This is a genomic window from Corynebacterium ciconiae DSM 44920 (assembly GCF_030440575.1).
In the GTDB taxonomy this organism is placed as follows: Bacteria; Actinomycetota; Actinomycetes; order Mycobacteriales; family Mycobacteriaceae; genus Corynebacterium; species Corynebacterium ciconiae.
Genome location: NZ_CP047189.1, coordinates 358,164 through 377,543, shown reverse-complemented (window position 1 = coordinate 377,543; position 19,380 = coordinate 358,164). Strand labels below are relative to the sequence as shown.

Annotated in this window: 15 protein-coding genes; 12 read left to right on the top strand and 3 right to left on the bottom strand. The window is 62.3% G+C overall.

Going from position 1 to position 19,380, the window contains the following annotated elements; all coding sequences use genetic code 11:
- Positions 1-78: 78 nt before the first annotated feature.
- From CCICO_RS01590 to CCICO_RS01535, 12 genes are all read left to right on the top strand, one after another.
- Complete coding sequence (locus CCICO_RS01590) at positions 79-2,412, top strand: FdhF/YdeP family oxidoreductase (RefSeq protein ID WP_018018704.1); 2,334 nt, start codon at positions 79-81, stop codon at positions 2,410-2,412.
- A complete protein-coding gene (locus CCICO_RS01585) occupies positions 2,405-2,722 on the top strand; it encodes a DUF6457 domain-containing protein (protein WP_018018703.1) in 318 nt (105 codons plus the stop codon). Before CCICO_RS01590 ends, CCICO_RS01585 begins: the two co-directional genes overlap by 8 nt.
- A gap of 79 nt (positions 2,723-2,801) precedes the next feature.
- Complete coding sequence (gene fdhD, locus CCICO_RS01580; protein ID WP_018018702.1) at positions 2,802-3,644, top strand: formate dehydrogenase accessory sulfurtransferase FdhD; 843 nt, start codon at positions 2,802-2,804, stop codon at positions 3,642-3,644.
- Positions 3,645-3,709: 65 nt separating this feature from the next.
- Positions 3,710-5,536, top strand: coding sequence for a helix-turn-helix domain-containing protein (locus tag CCICO_RS01575; protein ID WP_018018701.1), 1,827 nt, complete (start codon positions 3,710-3,712; stop codon positions 5,534-5,536).
- Positions 5,537-5,784: 248 nt separating this feature from the next.
- Positions 5,785-6,903 (top strand): alcohol dehydrogenase catalytic domain-containing protein, encoded by a 1,119-nt coding sequence (locus CCICO_RS01570; RefSeq protein ID WP_018018700.1) that lies wholly within the window; start codon positions 5,785-5,787, stop codon positions 6,901-6,903.
- Positions 6,904-6,931: 28 nt separating this feature from the next.
- Positions 6,932-8,398: an NAD-dependent succinate-semialdehyde dehydrogenase gene (locus CCICO_RS01565; RefSeq protein WP_018018699.1), complete on the top strand. Its 1,467-nt coding sequence runs from the start codon at positions 6,932-6,934 to the stop codon at positions 8,396-8,398.
- A 3-nt stretch (positions 8,399-8,401) separates the two neighbouring features.
- Positions 8,402-9,907 carry a hypothetical protein gene (locus CCICO_RS01560; RefSeq protein ID WP_018018698.1) on the top strand — a complete coding sequence of 502 codons (1,506 nt, stop codon included), beginning with the start codon at positions 8,402-8,404 and terminating at the stop codon, positions 9,905-9,907.
- 184 nt (positions 9,908-10,091) lie between these two features.
- A complete protein-coding gene (gabT, locus tag CCICO_RS01555; protein ID WP_018018697.1) occupies positions 10,092-11,417 on the top strand; it encodes a 4-aminobutyrate--2-oxoglutarate transaminase in 1,326 nt (441 codons plus the stop codon).
- Between the two features lie 61 nt (positions 11,418-11,478).
- On the top strand, positions 11,479-12,945 hold the full coding sequence (locus CCICO_RS01550; RefSeq protein WP_018018696.1) for a flavin-containing monooxygenase: 1,467 nt from the start codon (positions 11,479-11,481) through the stop codon (positions 12,943-12,945).
- A gap of 4 nt (positions 12,946-12,949) precedes the next feature.
- Entirely contained in the window at positions 12,950-13,939 is a 990-nt protein-coding gene (locus CCICO_RS01545) for an alpha/beta hydrolase (protein ID WP_018018695.1), read from the top strand.
- Positions 13,936-15,216 (top strand): YkvI family membrane protein, encoded by a 1,281-nt coding sequence (locus tag CCICO_RS01540; protein WP_018018694.1) that lies wholly within the window; start codon positions 13,936-13,938, stop codon positions 15,214-15,216. Before CCICO_RS01545 ends, CCICO_RS01540 begins: the two co-directional genes overlap by 4 nt.
- A 130-nt stretch (positions 15,217-15,346) precedes the next feature.
- On the top strand, positions 15,347-16,165 hold the full coding sequence (locus CCICO_RS01535; protein ID WP_026161272.1) for an SDR family NAD(P)-dependent oxidoreductase: 819 nt from the start codon (positions 15,347-15,349) through the stop codon (positions 16,163-16,165).
- Between the two features lie 12 nt (positions 16,166-16,177).
- On the opposite strand, the gene CCICO_RS01530 is transcribed toward CCICO_RS01535, so the two are convergent.
- From CCICO_RS01530 to CCICO_RS01520, 3 genes are read right to left on the bottom strand one after another with little or no spacing between them, the layout of a single operon-like run.
- Complete coding sequence (locus tag CCICO_RS01530; protein ID WP_018018692.1) at positions 16,178-16,525, bottom strand: DCC1-like thiol-disulfide oxidoreductase family protein; 348 nt, start codon at positions 16,523-16,525, stop codon at positions 16,178-16,180.
- A gap of 11 nt (positions 16,526-16,536) precedes the next feature.
- Complete coding sequence (locus CCICO_RS01525) at positions 16,537-17,358, bottom strand: hypothetical protein (protein WP_156809788.1); 822 nt, start codon at positions 17,356-17,358, stop codon at positions 16,537-16,539.
- Between the two features lie 47 nt (positions 17,359-17,405).
- Entirely contained in the window at positions 17,406-19,376 is a 1,971-nt protein-coding gene (locus tag CCICO_RS01520; protein WP_026161271.1) for a hydantoinase B/oxoprolinase family protein, read from the bottom strand.
- Positions 19,377-19,380 lie beyond the last annotated feature (4 nt).

Below are 19,380 nucleotides of genomic sequence, written 5' to 3'. Positions count from 1 at the left end.
CCACTTTTCATGCCCCATTATGGTTTCACCCCCAAGACTTCCCCCACACAGGGGAGTATCACGCGGACTTATATACTTATGGGCATGACTATCGCACACATTGATTCTGGTTTCCGCCCTCCCGCAGGCGGTTTCAAGCCTGCGCCCGTCAACCCCGTGGCGAACGAGTTTGATAATCCTGAGTCGACCGGCAAGCCCAAGCCCTATGCCGCGGGCGTGCCTGGTGTTGCGCACGCGATGCAGCACGCGCTGCCGAATCGCGGATTACTCCCGCTCATCACCATGAACAAGCCCGGCGGTGTGGATTGCCCCGGCTGCGCTTGGCCCGAGCCGCCGCAGCACGAGCTTGGCATTGTAGAGTTCTGTGAAAACGGCGCAAAGGCTATTGCGGAGGAGACCACTCCGAAGCGCGCCGATCGTGATTTTTGGGCCTCCATCACCGTGCCCGAGATGCGGGAGAAAACCGACTATTGGCTGGGCAAGCAGGGCCGCATTACCGAGCCGCTGCTCTACGATCGCTCGAGCGGCGATGAGCACTACCGTCCCATTTCTTGGGAGGATGCCTTCTCTCTCATCGCGGATAAGCTCAGCACCATCCACCCGGATGAGGCCGTGTTCTACACCTCGGGTCGCGCCTCTAATGAGTCCGCCTACATGATTCAGCTGCTGGCTCGGCGCTTCGGCACCAATAACCTTCCCGACTGCGCCAACATGTGCCACGATTCCACCGGCGCCGCGCTCGGTGAGACACTCGGCTTAGGCAAAGGCTCGGTGGTGATCGAGGACTTCTCGCGCACCGATCTGATTATCTCCGTGGGCCAGAACCCGGGCACCAACCACCCGCGTGCGCTCGGCGCTTTCTCCAAGTGCAAGGAAAATGGCGGCAAGATTCTCGCCGTTAACCCCATGCCGGAGACCGGACTGAAGGGCTTCCGCGATCCGCAGGATCCCACCTCTTTGGTGGGCAAGCCCACCAAGCTGGCGGACGAATTCCTCCAGGTCCGCCTCGATGGTGACCGTGCCTTCTTCCAGGCCCTGAACAAGGAGCTCATCCGCCGCGACGCCCTAGATCACACCTTCCTCGATACCTTCTGCTCTGGAGTGGAAGAAACGATCGACCACCTTAACTCCTTGGACGATGCAGAGCTGCTGCGCGGCTGCGGACTGAGCGTGGCCGATATCAAGAAGGCCGCCGACATGGTGGAGGAAGCACGCACCGTGGTGCTCACCTGGACCCTCGGCGTGACCCAGCATGAAAATGCGGTCTACACCATCCGCGAGATGGTTAACTTCCTGCTGCTGACCGGCAATATCGGCAAGCCAGGAGCCGGCACCGCACCACTGCGCGGCCACTCCAACGTGCAGGGCGATCGCACCATGGGCGTGTGGGAGAAGATCAAGGAGCCTTTCCGCCTCGCACTGGAAGAGCGCTTCGGCTTCGACTGCCCCGCCGAGGATGGTTTGGGCACAGTGCCATCGCTGCAGGCAATGCGCGATGGAAAGACCAAGTTCTTCCTCTCCCTCGGCGGCAACCTGGTGCGCGTGGCCTCGGATACCTCCGTGGTGGAACAGGGCATGCAATCCAATGAGCTCACCGTGCATCTGTCCACCAAGCCCAATGGCTCGCACGCATGGCCCGGCGAGAAGTCCCTCATCCTGCCGGTGCTGGCCCGCACCGATGTGGACACCAAGCCCTCGGGCCCGCAGAAGGTCACGGTGGAGGATTCCGCCGGCGCCGTGCACGCCTCCGAGGGGCATCGCACCGCCAACCATGATCTCTCGCTGCGCAGCGAGATCGAGATCTTGGGCACCATCGGCAAGATGGTCTGCGGCGATGCGTGGTGGCAGCCGATGATCGATGACTATTCGGTGATCCGCGACCACATCGAGGCCACCATCCCAGGCTTCGATGATTACAACAAGCGCATCGAAAACCCAGGTGGCTTCCTGCTACCCAACGGCCCCCGCCAGCGCGAATTTAAAACCTCCGACGGCAAGGCCCACCTCACCGTCAACGAGACCAATGTGATCGAGCTGCGCGAGGGCGAGCTGCTGATGAACACCGTGCGCTCGCACGATCAGTACAACTCCACCATTTACGGGCTGGACGATCGCTACCGCGGCATCAAGAACGGCCGCCGCGTAGTGTTCATGAACCCCGAGGATGCCCGCGAGCGCAGTGTCCGCGACGGCGATCTGGTGGACCTGGTTTCCCGCTACGCCGACGGTGAGCGCCGCGCCCCGAACTTCCGCATCGTGGAGTTCCCCGTGGCCAAGGACTGCGTGACCACCTACTTCCCCGAGGCGAACGTGCTGGTGCCTTTGGACTCACGCGCCCACATTTCCCACACCCCGGTGTCTAAGTCCTGCCGCGTATTCATCGAGCCACTGGGAAGGAGTGCGCGTGACTAACGCTCCATCCTCACAGTCCAAGAAGGACGACCCAGAGAAGATGGCCGCGATGCAGCGCTGGCTTGAGCAAGTGTGCTCCGAGCTGGGGCTGGATACCGCGCTCGCCCGCGATAACTCCGACCAGCTCCTCGGCCTTACCGGCCGCATCGCTCACGGGCCCAGCCGGCCCGGCGCGCCGCTGAGCTGTTTCCTACTCGGCTTGGCAGTGGGCGCAGACACCGGATCTGACTCCCGCGAGCTCGACCCCGAGCAGGTGGCGGACGCGGTGCGCGAGCGCGCCGAGCGGCTTATCGGATTGATCGAGAACTAACGCAGTACGCGAACGGTGGGCATGCTCATGCTAAATGCGGCGCTGCGCCCACCGTGGGCGCGAGGGGGTTGACACAGAAGTGGGAAGAATCATTGATAATCCCCGCATCACTCGGGTAGTGCTGCGTGAGGAGGAGATCTTTTTCAACCAGCGCAGCGATGCGGTGGCGGTGGAAGAACCCCTCGAACTGCGGGTGGGCGGAAACACCTACACCACCACCATGCGCACCGCCGGCAACGATATCGAGTGGATGCACGGCTTCCTCTACAGCGAGGGGCTGATCACCAGCGCCGAAGACGTGACAGAGGCACGCTACTGCGCGGGGGCGACCGGCGAGGACGGCGCCAACACCTATAACGTGCTCGAGTGCACGCTGAAGCGGTTGCTGCCTTTGCGTCCTCGCTTAGGCACCATGACCAGCGCCTGCGGGGTGTGTGGCACCAACTCCATCCAGGAGATCACCCGCACTCTTCGCCACCCGATGAGCCCCATTGCCCCCGACCCGCGGCTGATCGCTGGGCTGCCCGCAGCACTGCGCACCGGGCAGAAGGCCTTCGAGAAAACCGGAGGCATACACGCCGCGGGGCTCTTTGCCCCCGATGGCACGCCGCTGTTTATCCGCGAGGATGTGGGCCGGCACAATGCTTGCGACAAGGTGATCGGCGCGGCGCTGCTGGCGGGCATGGAGTTTCCCTTGGCGAGCCACATCATGGTGATGAGCTCCCGCGCCTCCTTCGAGCTGGTGCAAAAGACGGTGCTCGCCGGCTGTTCAGGACTGGTGGCGGTTTCCGCCGCCACCAGCCTCGCGGTGGATCTCGCCCGCGATACTGGGTTGCTTCTGGTGGGGTTCAACCGCGGTGATCGTTTCAACCTCTATTCCGGTGAGCTTGCCACGGAGAGCGAGGAGCCCTCCCCTGCATGATGCGGGCGTGGACTACGCTCGAGCGCAGAATAGGAACAAGCCGCCCGGCGCGAATTGGAGGGGACATGGGTGCAGACGCTACGGCCGTAGATAGGGTGCTCGACCACCTCTTGCGCTTCCATCGGGTACCAGAGGCGCTACTGGCTGGGGTTTCGGACTCGCAGCGGGCCCGCTTACGCGAGCTCGAAGAGATCATGGTGCGTAACCGCCAATGGCGCAGCACCTCCATGGAGATCCTCGGGGTGTCTCAGATGCTTAATCGCAGTGAGGCCACCGAATCGGTGTTTTCCAGCATCGTGCATGAGGCGCGCAGCATTCTCAATGCGGACGTGTGCTACATCAGCCTCAACGATAAGAAGACGGCTACCACCTCCATCTTGGTCACCGCCGGGGTGAACTCGGAGGAGTTTCGCTCCATCAGTATGCCCATGGGCACAGGCGTCCTAGGGCTGGTAGCCACCTCTAAAAGCCCGGTGTGGACGAGCGATCATCTGCGCGACCCCGATGTGTCACACGTGCCGGAAGTGGATGCCGCGGTGCGGGCGGAGGGGATCCGTGGGATCCTTGGCGCCCCACTCGAGATCGGCGGAAGCACTATCGGTGCGCTCATGGTGGCTGACCGTAACCCGCGGAAATACACCCACGATGAGGTCAGCGCTCTAGAGTTGCTGGGATCGATCACCTCGGTGGCATTGGAAAACACCCAGCGCCTTGAGCAGCACCACCGCTCAGTCACCGAGCTCACCACCGCCCAAGCTAGCCAAACCGAGCGGATCAGCGTGCTGCATCGGCTCTCCGAGATCGATCACGAGCTGCTGTCTCTTCTGGCGCAGCGGCTGCAGCGCACCTCCAGAAGCCAGCGGCACCAAATCGCCGATATTCTCAGCCACCACCTAGACTGCGCCGCCTGGGTGTGGTCTATCGATGACACCCCCGACGCCGCCGCGGAGCTATCCCCCGCCCGCGCCGCTGTGCAACGACGCTGCGAGGCCACCACCGACGTGGTGGTTACTGAAGAGCGCAGCGGCATGGCGGTGGTGTTCAACCAACAGGTGGTGGGCGGCATCGGTATTGAGAAAGAGGCCAGCGAGTTCGAGATCACCGCACTCACCCGCGCCGCCGCGGTGTTTCGCGCCCTCAACGCCTTCGAGGAATCCGTGTTGGCCGCCACGACCCGCAAGGTGGACGATCTGGTACACGCCGTGGCTTTGGGTACCGTCGGCCCCGAGGAGATCCGGCGGCTCCACCTGCTCACCGGGGTGGACCTTGAGCGGCCCCGCGGGGTGAGCTTCGTGGTGATGCACGCGCCCCACGGCGATAGCTCCCGCCGTGAGATCGACGCCCTCATGCCGGAGACCACGGCCATCACCTGGCACGACGAGCACATGTGCGCACTACACCAGACCGATCAGCCCTTGGAGCGAAGCCTGCACCAGTTGTGCGCCTACGCCCGCACCGAGCGCGTCGCGATCGCCGCCACCGCACTGCAGGCGCGGGAACAATTCAGCACCGCCCACGACCAAGCGATGGATTATCTCGCGGCGGCGAAGGCACTCGGTATCTACGGCCAGATCATCACCCCCGCCAACCTCGGCTCCCTAGGACTGGTGCTGGGGGCGAATCAGCGCAGCGTAGATACCCTAGTCTCCTCCACCATCGCGCCGCTGGTGGATTACGACCAGCTCAACTCCACCGAACTAGAGACCACCGCCTACACCTATCTGGAATGCGGCCACTCTGTTACCGAAACCGCTAACCAGCTGTTTATCCACCCCAATACCGCGCGGCAGCGACTCGAGCGAATCAATGCCCTGCTGGGCCCCCATTGGAGTGTCGGCGCCCTCAGCCTCGATGTGCACCTTGCGCTGCGCATCAGGCAACTAGCGCGCTAGCCTTCCTCAGGCCGACGGGGGTGGGGCACGGGTGGACCGTGAGCGGCACCCGACCCCCGATTCTCGCCCGCATGCGGCTCCAGTCGAGCACGAGCCCGCATCCCATAAATGGTGTTTTCTCCACTCCCATCGCAGCAAAGTAGAGAAATATACACCCACATCCCCTTCTTTTGTGACCCCCAACTCAGTAGCCTGTAGCACACATACAGCACTTTTTTGAGTGCGAGGTCACAACTTAAGGAGTGGACATGGCATCTACACGTACGATCCGCGGCGCAGTGCTTGAGCGTTCGGGAGCCCCCCGCCCTTACGCTGAGTCCCGCCCCATCACCGTCGGAGAGCTGGAACTCACCGAGCCAGGGCCTGAAGAGGTTTTGGTGAAGATCAACGCGGCAGGGCTGTGCCACTCGGACCTCTCGGTGGTCAACAACAACCGCCCCCGTCCACTGCCCATGCTGCTTGGTCACGAGTCTGCCGGTGTGATCGAGGCACTCGGCCCCGGGGTGGAGGACTTCGAGGTAGGCCAGCACGTGGTGATGACCTTCCTCCCCCGCTGCGGTGAATGTGAAGGCTGCGCCACCGACGGCATGATCCCCTGCGAGAAGGGCTCGCAGACCAACAACGAGGGCACTCTCCTGGCCGGCACCCGCCACCTCACCCGCAATGGCGAAACCATCCAGCACCACCTGGGCGTGTCGGGCTTCGCCACCCACGCCGTGGTGTCTACCAAGTCCATCGTTCCTATCGGCTCGGATGTGCCCGCCGATATCGCGGCCATCTTCGGCTGCGCCATCCTCACCGGCGGCGGCGCGATCCTCAACGAGATCAAGCCCAGCCCTGAGGACACCATCGCCGTGGTCGGCCTCGGCGGAGTGGGCATGGCCGCCATCATCACCGCCGCCGCCGTCGGCGTGAAGGAGATCGTGGGCATTGATCTGCAGGAGTCCAAGCGCGAGAAGGCTCTCGAACTCGGCGCCACCTCGGTGATGACGCCCGAGGAGGCCATCGAATCCGGCAAGCGCTTCAGCGCCACCGTCGAGGCTGCCGGCCATCCCGCCGCCCTAAAGACGGCCTATGACATCACCAAGATGGGCGGACTGACCGTCACCGTGGGCCTGCCCCACCCGGAGGCAGACCTCGTGATCAACGCGCTGAAGATCACCGGCGAGGCCCGCCGTATCCACGGCAGCTATCTCGGCTCCGCTGTTCCCGCCAAGGATATCCCCCGCTACGAGGAACTCTGGCGTGCCGGCAAGCTCAAGGCCGAAGGCCTCATCTCCTCCTATATCGACTTGGAGGACATCAACAAGGGCATGGATGCCCTTGAAGACGGCGTGGCACTGCGCCAGATCATCATGTTCGACTAGTAGCTCACGGGAAAGATCAACGATATTTATGACTGACTCCATCCGCGCCCTGTTGGATCGCGTCCCCACCGGACTTCTCATCGGCTCTGAGTGGCGCGAGGCCTCTGATGGCGGCACCTTCGATGTACACAACCCCGCCACTGGCGAGATTCTCGCTACCCTTGCCTCCGCCACTCAAGACGATGCCCGTGCTGCACTCGACGCCGCCTGCGAGGCCGCCGCAGAGTGGGCCGCTACCTCTACTCGGCACCGCTCCGAGGTGCTGCGCCGTGCCTTCGACCTCATCACCGAGCGCGCCGAGGACTTCGCCACCCTTATGACCCTCGAAATGGGCAAGCCCCTAGCCGAGGCACGCGGCGAGGTCACCTACGGCAATGAGTACCTGCGCTGGTTCTCCGAGGAAGCGGTGCGCGACTATGGCCGCAGCTTCCCCGCCCCCGAGGGCACCCTCGAGATGATCACCCGCCGCAAGCCGGTGGGCCCCTGTCTTCTCATCACCCCGTGGAACTTCCCACTGGCCATGGCCTCCCGCAAGGTGGCCCCGGCTGTGGCCGCTGGCTGCACCATGGTGCTCAAGCCCGCCGCCCTCACCCCCTTGACCAGCCAGTACTTCGCACAGACCATGCTGGATGCGGGGCTGCCCGCCGGGGTGCTCAACGTGGTCTCCTCCGCGAAGCCCTCCGATGTGTCCACCCCGATCATGCAGGACTCTCGTCTGCGGAAGATCTCCTTCACCGGCTCCACCGGTGTGGGCAAGAAGCTACTCGAGTTGGCCTCGCAGAATGTACTGCGTACCTCCATGGAGCTGGGCGGCAACGCACCCTTCCTCGTGTTCGAGGATGCGGATATCGACGCCGCTGTCGCCGGCGCCATGCAGGCGAAGATGCGCAACATCGGCGAGGCGTGCACCGCCGCCAACCGCTTCCTGGTGCACGAGAGCGTGGCCGAGGAATTCGGCACCAAGCTCGCCGAGGAAATGAACAAGCTCAAGGTAGGCAACGGCTTGGACAGCGCCACCACCTGTGGCCCGCTGATTAACCCCGCCGCGGTGGACTCCATGACGGAGCTCGTCCGCGATGCCTCCGACAAGGGCGCACGCGTGCTCTGCGGCGGCGAGCGCGGCGAGGGAGAGGGCTTTTTCTACCAGCCCACCGTGCTGGTGGATGTGCCCCGCAGCGCCCGGGCCGCCCAGGAGGAAATCTTCGGCCCCATCGCCCCGATCATCACCTTCTCCACCGAGGAGGAGGCCCTCGAGATCGCCAACGACACCGAATACGGCTTGGCCTCCTACCTATTCACCCAGTCCATCGACCGCATCTGGCGCGTCTCCGATGGCCTTGAGTTCGGCCTGCTCGGCATTAATGCCGGTGTGATCTCTAATGCCGCCGCCCCCTTCGGTGGCGTCAAACAGTCCGGCATGGGACGCGAAGGTGGTGCCGAAGGTCTCGACGAATACACCAGCCTGCAGTATCTCGGAGTGAAGGTGGAGCGCTAAACCATGAGCACAGAGCACACAGAGCCCGAGGAGGGCATTGGCGTTGAGTCGCCGCACTGGAAGGCAGGCCCCTTCCAGATCCGTCTGCCCTTTGTTCACTACCGCATCGAATGGCCGGACTACGCACAGGGACTGTTCATGTGCGTGGTGGACTTGGGCGCGATCCCGCTGATGACCCAGGCCCTCGGCATGCCCTTCGAGGTGGCTCTTGCCGTGGTGATGCTCAACGGCCTGTTCTATCTGCTCCACCACATGCTCGGCGATCCGGTGATCCCTGGCTGGATCACCCCGGCTATCCCGCTGCTCATTCTCTATGTGGAGCAGTTTGAGGAGGGACCCGAGCGAGTGTGGGCGCTGATCTCCTTCCAGTTCACCCTCGGTGTCTTCGCCATCATCCTCGGTGTCACAGGTCTGGCCTCCAGGGTGGTGAAGGTGGTGCCCTCGGGGCTTCGGGCCGGCATCGTGCTCGGCGCCGGGATCGCCGCGATCATCAGTGTGTTCAAGGATGACGGCCGTTTCCACGCCTTCCCCATCACCATCACCATCGCGGCGCTGATCGCCTTCTACCTCATGTACTCCCGCAGCTTCGCGGAGCTCCGCAAGAAGGCCGTGGGCTGGCGTTTCCTCGCCTCTTTGGGCATTTTGCCCTCGATTTTCGCCGCGGTGCTCATTGCCCCGTTGGTGGGCGAGAGCGAATGGCCAGAGATCGAGTGGGGCTTCTCCTCTCCCGATTTCGGCACCCTGTGGTCCGACTACACCGTCTTCGGCCTCGGGTTCCCGCCGTTGATGATGTTTATCACCGCCATCCCGACAGTGCTGGCCGCCTACATTGTGGTCTTTGGCGATGTGCTTCAAGCAGAGGCTGTGCTCAAGGAAGCCGACCACGTGCGCACCGATGAGGCCGTGGTGTACAACCCCAACCGCGCCCACCTGTTGTTCGGCGGCCGCAACGCCGTGATGAGCGTGATCGGCCCCGATGTGGCCATGTGCGGCCCGCTCTGGGCGGCCATGCACGTGGTGATCGTGGAGCGCTACAAGCAGGGCAAGCGGGCCATGCGCTCCATCTATGGCGGCGCCGGCTCGCTGCGATGGGGCACCAATACAGGCCTGCTCTTGCTGCCGATCGTCACCTTCGTCGAACCCATCTTGGCGGTGGGATTGGCCCTGACCCTCATCATCCAAGGCTTTGTCTCGGTGCGCGTGGGCATCATGGAAGCTAAGAACCAGAAGGACTTGGGCATTGCCGGTGTAACCGCTGGGGTGCTCGCCACCCAGGGGGCCGCGTGGGGCTTTGCTGCCGGCATCCTCATGGTGGCCGTGATCTACGGCCGCGACTTCTTCAAGGACGAGCGCGACGGCACCATCCGCCACTTCGACGAGATCGATGAGAAGGAAGGCTTCGCAGACGCCAACGCCGACTTTGCCGAACTCGCTGAGATCAATGACGAGTCTCTGCACCTGCGCCGCCGCGGTCACCACAACACCCCGAAGGACGGCGCCGATGACTAATCCCCACCTCGTGGGCGTTGTGTTCCACCCGCCGCCCAGCTGCACCTAAAGGCCAAGCACCTGCGGGTGGGCGTCGATAAGCACCCAGCACACTCCCACCCACTATCCCCTCTACCGCTCTACCTCACCCTTCCCTCCCCGTCGCTATCCCCTCCCGGATCACAAGAAAGAAAAGAGGCCGATCATGGAAGACCTCACCTACCGCCTGCCGCAGCAGCGCGTTGTCAATACCGCTATTCCCGGGCCGCGCAGCGTTGAGCTTGACGCGCGCCGCGGGGACAACTGCGCCCGCGCGCTCCAGCCGGGCCTGCCCGCCTACATCACCGATGGAGATGGCGGCGTGCTGCAGGATGTCGATGGCAACTCCTTCATCGACTTCGCCTCCGGTATCGCCGTCACCAGCGTGGGCGCCTCCAACCCCGCGGTGGCCCGCGCCGCCGCCGAGGCCGCGCAGCACCTCACCCACACCTGCTTCCTCAACGCCCCCTACGAGGGATTCGTGCAGGTATGCGAGACTCTCAACGAGATCACCCCCGGTGATTTCCCCAAGAAGACGGCCCTGTTCTCCACCGGTGCGGAGGCCATCGAAAACGCTGTGAAGATCGCCCGTAACTACACCGGCAAGAACCGCGTGGTGGTCTTCGACGATGCCTTCCATGGTCGCACCAACCTGACTATGACGATGACCGCCAAAAACAAGCCCTACAAGGCCGGCATCGGTTCCCTGGCCCCGGACGTGATCCGTGTGCCCGGCTCCTACCCGCTGCGCGATCACCTCTCCGGCGCGGAAGCTGCCCGCCGCACGCTGCGCGTCATTGATCAGCAGATCGGCGCGGAAGACACCGCCTGCCTAGTGATCGAGCCGATTCAGGGCGAAGGCGGCTTCATCCAGCCGGCCGAGGGCTTCCTGCCCGCGCTGCAGAAGTGGTGCCGCGAGAACAATGTGGTCTTCGTGATCGACGAGATCCAGGCCGGTATCGCCCGCACCGGACAGTGGTTCGCCAGCTGCCACGAAGGGCTCGAGCCCGACCTGATCACCACCGCCAAGGGACTCGGCGGCGGTATGCCGATCTCCGCTGTCACCGGCCGCGCCGAGATCATGGACAACCCGCCGCAGGGTTCGTTGGGCGGCACCTACGCCGGCAACCCGGTGGCCTGCGCCACCTCCCAGGCAGCCATTGAGCAGATCCGCGAGCTAGACCTATGCAGCCGCGCCCGTGAGATCGAGGCCATCATCCGTGAGGAACTCGAGCCGCTGGTGGAGACCGGCGTGGTAGCCGAAGTGCGTGGCCGTGGCGCCATGGTGGCCATCGAGCTGGTCAACTCCGCCGGCGATCCGGACCCCGAGCTCACCGCCAAGGTGGCCGCCGCCTGCAAGCAGCAGGGCGTGCTCATCCTCACCTGCGGCCTTGATGGCAACGTGATCCGCCTCCTGCCGCCGCTGGTGATCCCCGAGGATCTACTCCGCGAAGGCCTGCAGATCCTGGCCGCCGAAATCACCGCCGAATAACACCACAACCACCCGAGCCACTAGTTCACCCGATCTACTAGTGGAGAAAGAGAGCAGATTCATGTCTCAGATCACTGACCATATCTATGACGCCATTATCGTCGGCGCCGGCTACGGCGGCCTCGGCCAGGGCGCCCAGCTGACCAAGGATGGTGTGGACAACTACCTCATCCTGGAGGGCGCGGACGAGCTCGGTGGCGTGTGGCGCGACAATGACTACCCCGGTGCGGCCTGCGACACCCAGGCCCTGATCTACTGCTACAGCTACTTCCTCAACCTTGGCGTGTCCCGGATGTACGCCGGCCGCGACGAGATGCTCGGCTACCTCAAGGCCATGGCCGACGAGTTCGACCTGCACGACAAGATCAAGCTGAACTCGCGGGTGGATCGCGCCGAGTGGCTCGACGAGGAGAATGTGTGGAAGTTCACCACCACCGGGGGCGATGCGTACTACGGCCGCTCCTTCGTGGGCGGCTGGGGCCAGCTGTCCAAGCCGAAGATCCCGAACTTTCCCAACATGGATGCCTTCGGCGGCATCATGTTCCACTCCGCGCAGTGGGACCACTCGGTGGACCTCAGCGGCAAGAAGGTGGCCGCCATCGGTAACGCCGCCTCCGCCGTGCAGTTCGTGCCCGAGGTGGCCAAGGTGGCCGCGGACCTCACCGTGTTCCAGCGTTCCGCCAACTACATCCTGCCCCGCAACCAGATCGTGTTCTCTGAGGAGGAGCAGCAGAAGTTCAAGGAGAACCCGGACAGCTACCGGGAGATCCGCCAGGAGATCCACGACACCCGCGAGGCCGGCTTCGAGCGCACCCGCAAGGGCACCGAGGCCGCCGAGGAAGGCGTGGAGCAGGCCATAGAGCACCTGCGCAGCCAGGTGAATGATCCGGAACTGGTGAAGAAGCTCACCCCCACCTATGCCTTCGGCTGCAAGCGCATCCTGCGTTCGGACGAGTTCTACCCCACCTTCAACCGGGAGAACGTGCACCTGGAGACCTCCGCCATCGAGTCCTTCACCGAGAAGGGCATCCGCACTACCGACGGTGTGGAGCACGAGTTCGACGTGGTCATCTTCGGCACCGGCTTCTACAGCCAAGAGTTCCAGGGTGATCTGGCGATCATCGGCCGCGGCGGCACCGACCTGCGGGACCGCTGGGGCAACTCCCCGGAGGCCTACCTGGGCATGGCGGTGGATGGCTACCCCAACATGTTCATCCTCTACGGGCCGAACACCAACCTCAACCACCACTCCGTGGTGGCCATGCTGGAGGCGCAGAACAAGTACATCCGCCAGGCTGTGGAGCACCTGCAGCAGCACCCGGACCAGCCGCTGGATGTGAAGGCGGAGGTGCTGCGCCACTTCAACGACGAGATTCAGCAAGAATTGGAACAGTCCGCCTTCTCTGCTGATTGTTCCTCCTGGTACAAGAACGAAGATGGCAAGGTGATCAACAACTGGTCCGGCAATGTGGCCGAGTACCACGCCCTCACCGAGACCCTGAACCTCGTCGATTACGGAGTGAAGTAACACTATGACTGCCGAGTTCCACACCCTGAACGATGACCACAGCTCCCGCGCTGTCACCACTGATGCCTGGCGTGCGCTGCAGCCCTTCCGTGAGGCCGGTGGACTCGGCTTTCACAATTTCGCCATCCCCGAGGTGCGCGAGCGCTACGTGGCCAGCTGCGCCGCCAATGGTCTGAGTGAAACCACTGATCCCGCCACCCGCGACATCACTGTGGATGATTTCCAGGTGCGCCTCTACCTGCCGCAGGGCACCGACCCGGCCCAGGCCCGGCGCGCCATCTTGTTCATCCACGGCGGTGGCTGGCTGATGGGTAACCTCGAAACCCATGATTCCGCGGCCCGCCGCTTGGCGGTCCTCACGGGACTACCGACGGTGGCGGTGGATTATCGTCTCGCCCCAGAGCAGCTCTACCCTGCGGCTATTGATGATTGCCGGGCGGCGCTGCGCTGGCTGTTGGATTCGGACGCCGAGCATGGGCTGTCTGTGGACAGTGTGTGCGTGGCAGGCGACTCCGCGGGCGGGCAGTTGGCGGCGGTGCTCGCTAACGAGGATGCGGCCAGCGGCACCGGCGCGGTGGATAGCCAGGTGCTGATTTATCCCATCACCGATTGCTCCACCGAGCGCACCGAGAAGGGCGCTTCTTATCAGCGCATTGAATCGGGTTTCCCGCTGAGCGCGGACACCATGCGGTGGTTCATCGACACCTATCTCCCCGAGGGGCAGGATCGCACGGTGCCGGATCTTTCGCCGCTGCTGCACCCTCTTCCCGAGGGCGTTGCGCGAGCGTTCGTGATCACCATGGATAATGATCCTCTCGCCGATGAGGGCATTGAGTACGCAGCCGCACTCGCCAAAGCTGGTGTGGATGTGGAGTTCAAACATCTTCGCGGCTACCACCACGGTTTGTTCACCTCTGCCGGCGTGATGAAGCGCGGCGAGGAAGAGCTGGCCGCTATTGCTCACTTCATTGTGAAAGAAGGAGAACAGCGATGATTCGCCGCTCACTTGAAATCGCCATGGCCTTTATTGGCGTGCTGGTTGGAGCCAGCTTCGCCTCGGGCCGCGAGGCGCTGCAATACTATGTGGCCTTCGGTAACTGGGGCGTGTTGGGCGCGGTGCTGGCCTCGCTCGCAATGATGGTTGCTGGTATCACCATTTTGCAGCTGGGTAGCTACCACCGCGCCAAGGAACACACCAACGTCTTCGACGCGATCTCTGGTCCGATCACCTCCAAGATTTTGGATGGTGCCACCATGATCACGCTGTTTTGTATCGGCTTCGCCATGTTCGCCGGTGCGGGCGCCAACCTGGAGCAGCAGTTCGGCTGGTCCGTGTGGGTGGGCGCGGTATCGATGCTGATTTTGGTGCTGCTCACCGGTTTGCTTGATGTGGACAAGGTGACCATCGTGATCGGTGCGATCACTCCGTTCATCATTGTGTTGATTAGTATCGCCACCCTGTGGACGATCTTCCACTCCAACCCGGATTTCGCCACCCTGCACGAGCAGGCTAACCAGGTGCCCACCACGCTGCCGAACTGGTGGGTCTCCGCGATCAACAACCTTGGTTTGAACGTGATCGTGGTGGTGTCCATGGCGATTGTGATCGGCGGTAACTTCCTCGACTCCCGCGAGGTGGGTATCGGCGGCGTGGTCGGCGGCTTTGTGTTCCTCTTCCTGCTGGCGGTGCTGGTGGGCTCCATGTATCTGTCTGTGGACACGGTCATGGAAACGGATATGCCTACCCTGGCGATGATCAATAACATTCACCCCACCCTGGGTCTGATTATGACCTTCGCTATTTACGGCATGATCTACAACACCGCGATCAGTATGTTCTACGCCTTCGCTAAGCGCGTGACGAAGAACAATCCGAAGAACTTCTACAAGGCCTACTGCATTTCTGTGCTCATTGGCTTCGTGCTGAGCTTCATTGGTTTCTCCAACCTGATCGGCTGGATCTATCCGATCCTGGGCTATATGGGCATTCTCATCATGATCATCATCGGTTGGGCTTGGTGGAAGCACCGCGATGATCTGGAGACAGAAACCGAGCTGCGCCGGCGCGCCCGCGAGTTGCTGAGTAAGCACGTGACCTCTGATGAGAAACTCACCCGTGCCGAGGCCCGCGAGTTGCGCTCGATCGCCTATAACTCGAATATTCCGGAAAAGGAATTCATCTCTGAGATCCTCACCGAGGTCGATATTGATTCCGATTCGGATGAGGCGGAGCAACTTATCGCCCAAAACACGCCGAGTCCCCGCTCCTGATAGCGCCCTTACCTCCCCGAGCATCCTGTGCTCGGGGATTTTTTTGCTTATCGACGCCACCTCGGGCGCCGCCTTCCCCTTACACCCCTGCCCCAGCCAGCCTCCGGCGCGCCTGATTAGGCTGGAGTGCATGAAAACAATTGTGATTACCGGTGCAAGTGATGGTGTGGGGGCTGCCACCGCCCGCCAGCTGGTGCAGCGCGGACACCGAGTGGTGATCGTGGGCCGCAGTGCGGAGAAAACCTCGCGTCTGGCGCAAGAACTCGACTGCAGCTTTTTCCTAGCGGATTATCTTCAGCTTGGCCAGGTGCGCCGCCTAGCTGGCGAGATCGCCGAGGAGTGCCCGAGCATTGATGTGCTGATGAATAATGCGGGCGGGATGTTTGAGGATTACGCGCTCACCGAGGATGGTTACGAGCGCACCTATCAGATCAACCACCTGGCGCCTTTCCTGCTGACCAACCTGCTGGCCCCGCAACTGGCCGCTGGTGAGGGCCGAGTGGTGGGCACCTCCTCGATCGCGGCGCTCATCGGCAGGGTGGATCTCGATAACCTCATGCACACCAATGACTACTCTTGGCGCAAGGGCTACGCCGATTCCAAGCTGGCCACCACGCTGTTTTGCGCCGAGATCACTCGCCGCCTCGGCGATCAAGGAATCTCGGGGATATCGCTGCATCCTGGCGTGGTGTCTACGGCTTTTGCTCGCGACGCCAGCAATTGGATGGGGCGGCTGTATAAGAATCGCTTCACGAGAAAAGTGATGGACACCCCAGAGACCTCCGCGCAGCGCATGGTGTATGTGGCGGAAACCCCCTACGGCCAGGGCGTGGAGCCCGGCGGCTACTATGTGCGCAATCGCCGATTCCCGCTGCCGCCCAAGGGGCGCGATTCCGAGACCGCCGCACGCCTATGGGATGATTCCGCAGCCAAAGTCGGCCTAGCTTGAGCCTGCGAGGTTTTAGGATAAGCGCAGAAGACGCGAGGTGAGGCTGCGGTTGCGCGCCACCCAGCGATACACCACGCCCGCCCCCGGCAGCAGGCACGCCATGCCGAGAACGCGAGCCCCAAGGCTACGCCCATGCTGGCGCAGCGCCATCCCGATGGCCTTGTTGCCGCGGTAGAGCCGCAGCCCCGTGGCGTAGAGCGCATGGTCGGTGATTTCTGTGCGCACCACCTTCGCCAGATCCTCGTCTGTGGGGCTGGCCGGCTCTACCGCCACCTCGGGCGCCAGCTGGGCTAGCTTTATTGCGGAGGCCCGACAAAAACCACAGTCGCCGTCGTAATAAAAGACCGGTCGCGCTCGCATCTTCACGCCTCCTACTGATCGCTGAGTTGCACCCATTTCACCACAACCCCGAGCTCGAGGGTATCCCCGCCAGCGGTGCGTACCCGCAGCTGCGAACCAGGCCGACAAGCAATGATCTGCTCCCAGCTATAAAAACGGGTGGAACTGGTGCGCCGCCCGCGGCGAAACTCCACCAACTCGCGTCCAAGCTGCAGCCGCACATCGCCGTCCACATCAATGCACCAGCAGCCATCCCCGATCTCATGGCGCTTCAGGCCCTGCGGACTGCGCCCTTCTTCAGCCAATTGCTCGATGCGATCGATCACACCCAAACGATGGCTGAGGCCTTCGGTATCCAGCAGTATCAGCGGCATGGACACCTCGGCGCGGCGTACCTCGGACAATGTCCACACAGAGGGTCGCATCGGGGTGGACGGCCCCTGCTCGACGGAGGCGCGGCGGGCAGAGGGGCGTCGATAAGCACGCGAAGAACTATGGCGCTGCCAGCTGATCACCGTCGAGCCATGCAGGCTAAGCAGACGCGGATGATCGGCGAAACGCAGCAGAAAACGCCTCCCCGCCAACTCACTCGGCAGGGCCGGAAGGCGATTGCCGCGCACCGCCCGCAGCGCCTGAAGCACCTCCTCATCCGTACTCGAGGTGCCAATACCCTGGCTGTTTAGCCCCAGAAGGAGATGAGCAAACGGCATCTCCGGCTGAGCCTCCCACGTGCGGCGCAGCTCCTCGAGGACTCTCGGGATACGCGTGGGATCACTGTTCACAGCCACTCCTTCCACATCCGCGGCGGCGGGGCCAGACACCCCGGGTGGCGCCGCTGGTTGTGGGAAAAGCATAACCCCGGCACAACCTAGGGATCGTGCCGGGGTTTGATGAGGGAGTCTTAGTTCCACTTGCTCACGCTGCGGCGACGCAGCTGCTCACGAAATTGCTCCGTGGTACGAGGCAACAACTCGCTACTCCCCCAATCAAGAATCACTCCATAGTGCCGTACCAGATCAAGTTGGTCGAGCTCGCCCTGTCGATAGCGCTCCGCAACAGACTCTGCGTCCTCGTCCAGTTTGCTGGATCGAGTAGAGCGCTGCTCCTTACGCAAATCAGCAGTGGCGGTGTCATCAATCTCGTATTTATCGATATCCGCATCGATCACACGCACAACTACCCCGTAGTCCTTTGCTGCGCGTTCAACGGAGACGTAACCATCGATGACATCCTCCAGCACAGCTTTGGGGTCACGCTCAAGGGGATCACCGTAACCACCGCCACCAGAGGACGGCCGTTCGAAACTATCGCCAGGACCTACCTGCACCCCCGAGAAAAGCGCGCCTAGGTATCGCTCGTCTTCGGTTCCCCGGTTGAGCCAAACGCCTTGTGGATTTGAGGGAAGTCCACCGTTGATTCCCCATGTGACGGACCTCGAACGGTCACAGCAATAGCTCATCACTGATCTATCGCAGTCTGTGAGTACTCCGCCCTTCGATACCCCAACTCCACCTCGGAATTTACCCGGACCAGCGGAATCGGTAACAAGAGAGTGATGACTAGTAATCACTGGAGAGAGCCGCTCTTGTCCCTCAACGGGCTGCACTGCGAGTCCTGGACCGAACACCGGCGCCGTTGCTGAAGAGCCGTCACGATCGGTGCGGCCACCCCAACCACCGGCCATCCAGTCGTACCACATGAAGAATGAACCCTTTTCGCTTTCACGTGTGTCCCAACCGCCAATAAGCAAATACTCCAAGTTGAAGGAGCATGCGAGCGCACGATCTTCCATGAGCTGCGACCATAGCTCAAACACGGCATTCATGATTTTTTCGTACGGGCCAGAACAAAAACCCGTAACCGCATGCGGTTCACCCGCATTTACCACCGTGCCTTCGGGACCCAGATCCACGTCCATCGCACGGTACAGTCCAGAATTCAATGGCACGTCGGGGAAGAAAGTTTTGGTCCCCGCAACGATGCCGGAAAATGCCGAACCATAACCGGCGTTGAGGAAGCTCTGCACAGCCGGCGCGGAGCCATCGAGAGAATAGGACAAGCGCCCGTCCTTAATGCGCATCGTTACCTTGATAGGAATCAAGCCTTCTTCGCGCGCTGGGTCGAGATCTGTGTAGTCCACAGTGCTCCATTCACCATCCGGCAGCGCTTTCACCCGAGCACTCACGATGTCTTCTACATAATCTTGTGTTTCGCGAAGCGCGGTGCGAACAGTATCCCGACCGTACTTCTCCACCAACCTCAGCACTTCTCTCTCGCACACCGCGGTAGCTTCCGCTTGGGCCTTGAGATCGCCCATCACGATGTCTGGCGTACGAGTATTACGGGCAAGAAGCTGCGCCACGTCCGAGAGGAACACCCCTTTGCTCCACACACGTACCGGACTGATACGAAGTCCCTCGCTGTAGAAGTCTGTCGCAGAAACGTCGAAGCTGCCCGGTACGGTGCCTCCTGCGTCCGCCCAGTGCCCCTTGTTTTGCGCGAATGCCAATAGCTCGCCTTCGTGGAAGATAGGACGGATGAAGGACACATCGTTCATGTGGGTGCCGCCTAGGTAGGGGTCATTGATAGCAAAAACGTCACCCTCATTGATGTCCTCACCAAATTGCTCGATGACTGCTTTGCACTGGAAATGCAAAGTACCGACGTGCACAGCGATATCCTGGTCTCCCTGCATGACAGTGTTTCCTTCTGCGTCACATAATGCGGAGGAAAAATCTCGGGAGTAGATGACGAACGAGTAACACGTCCGTAGAATCTGCTCACTCATAAGGTTCACTGAGGTAGCAAAAGCATTCTTGAGCACCTCGAACGTCACTGGGTCTAGGGTGCGACGGTTGTTCGGAGAATTCATGTCT

Bases quoted from the DNA above. Each gene is read 5' to 3' on its own strand.
- CCICO_RS01590 (WP_018018704.1), top strand. From the start codon at position 79: ATGGGCATGACTATCGCACACATTGATTCTGGTTTCCGCCCTCCCGCA.
- CCICO_RS01575 (WP_018018701.1), top strand. From the start codon at position 3,710: ATGGGTGCAGACGCTACGGCCGTAGATAGGGTGCTCGACCACCTCTTG.
- CCICO_RS01570 (WP_018018700.1), top strand. From the start codon at position 5,785: ATGGCATCTACACGTACGATCCGCGGCGCAGTGCTTGAGCGTTCGGGA.
- CCICO_RS01565 (WP_018018699.1), top strand. From the start codon at position 6,932: ATGACTGACTCCATCCGCGCCCTGTTGGATCGCGTCCCCACCGGACTT.
- CCICO_RS01560 (WP_018018698.1), top strand. From the start codon at position 8,402: ATGAGCACAGAGCACACAGAGCCCGAGGAGGGCATTGGCGTTGAGTCG.
- gabT (WP_018018697.1), top strand. From the start codon at position 10,092: ATGGAAGACCTCACCTACCGCCTGCCGCAGCAGCGCGTTGTCAATACC.
- CCICO_RS01550 (WP_018018696.1), top strand. From the start codon at position 11,479: ATGTCTCAGATCACTGACCATATCTATGACGCCATTATCGTCGGCGCC.
- CCICO_RS01545 (WP_018018695.1), top strand. From the start codon at position 12,950: ATGACTGCCGAGTTCCACACCCTGAACGATGACCACAGCTCCCGCGCT.
- CCICO_RS01540 (WP_018018694.1), top strand. From the start codon at position 13,936: ATGATTCGCCGCTCACTTGAAATCGCCATGGCCTTTATTGGCGTGCTG.
- CCICO_RS01535 (WP_026161272.1), top strand. From the start codon at position 15,347: ATGAAAACAATTGTGATTACCGGTGCAAGTGATGGTGTGGGGGCTGCC.
- CCICO_RS01530 (WP_018018692.1), bottom strand. From the start codon at position 16,525: ATGCGAGCGCGACCGGTCTTTTATTACGACGGCGACTGTGGTTTTTGT.
- CCICO_RS01525 (WP_156809788.1), bottom strand. From the start codon at position 17,358: ATGCTTTTCCCACAACCAGCGGCGCCACCCGGGGTGTCTGGCCCCGCC.
- CCICO_RS01520 (WP_026161271.1), bottom strand. From the start codon at position 19,376: ATGAATTCTCCGAACAACCGTCGCACCCTAGACCCAGTGACGTTCGAG.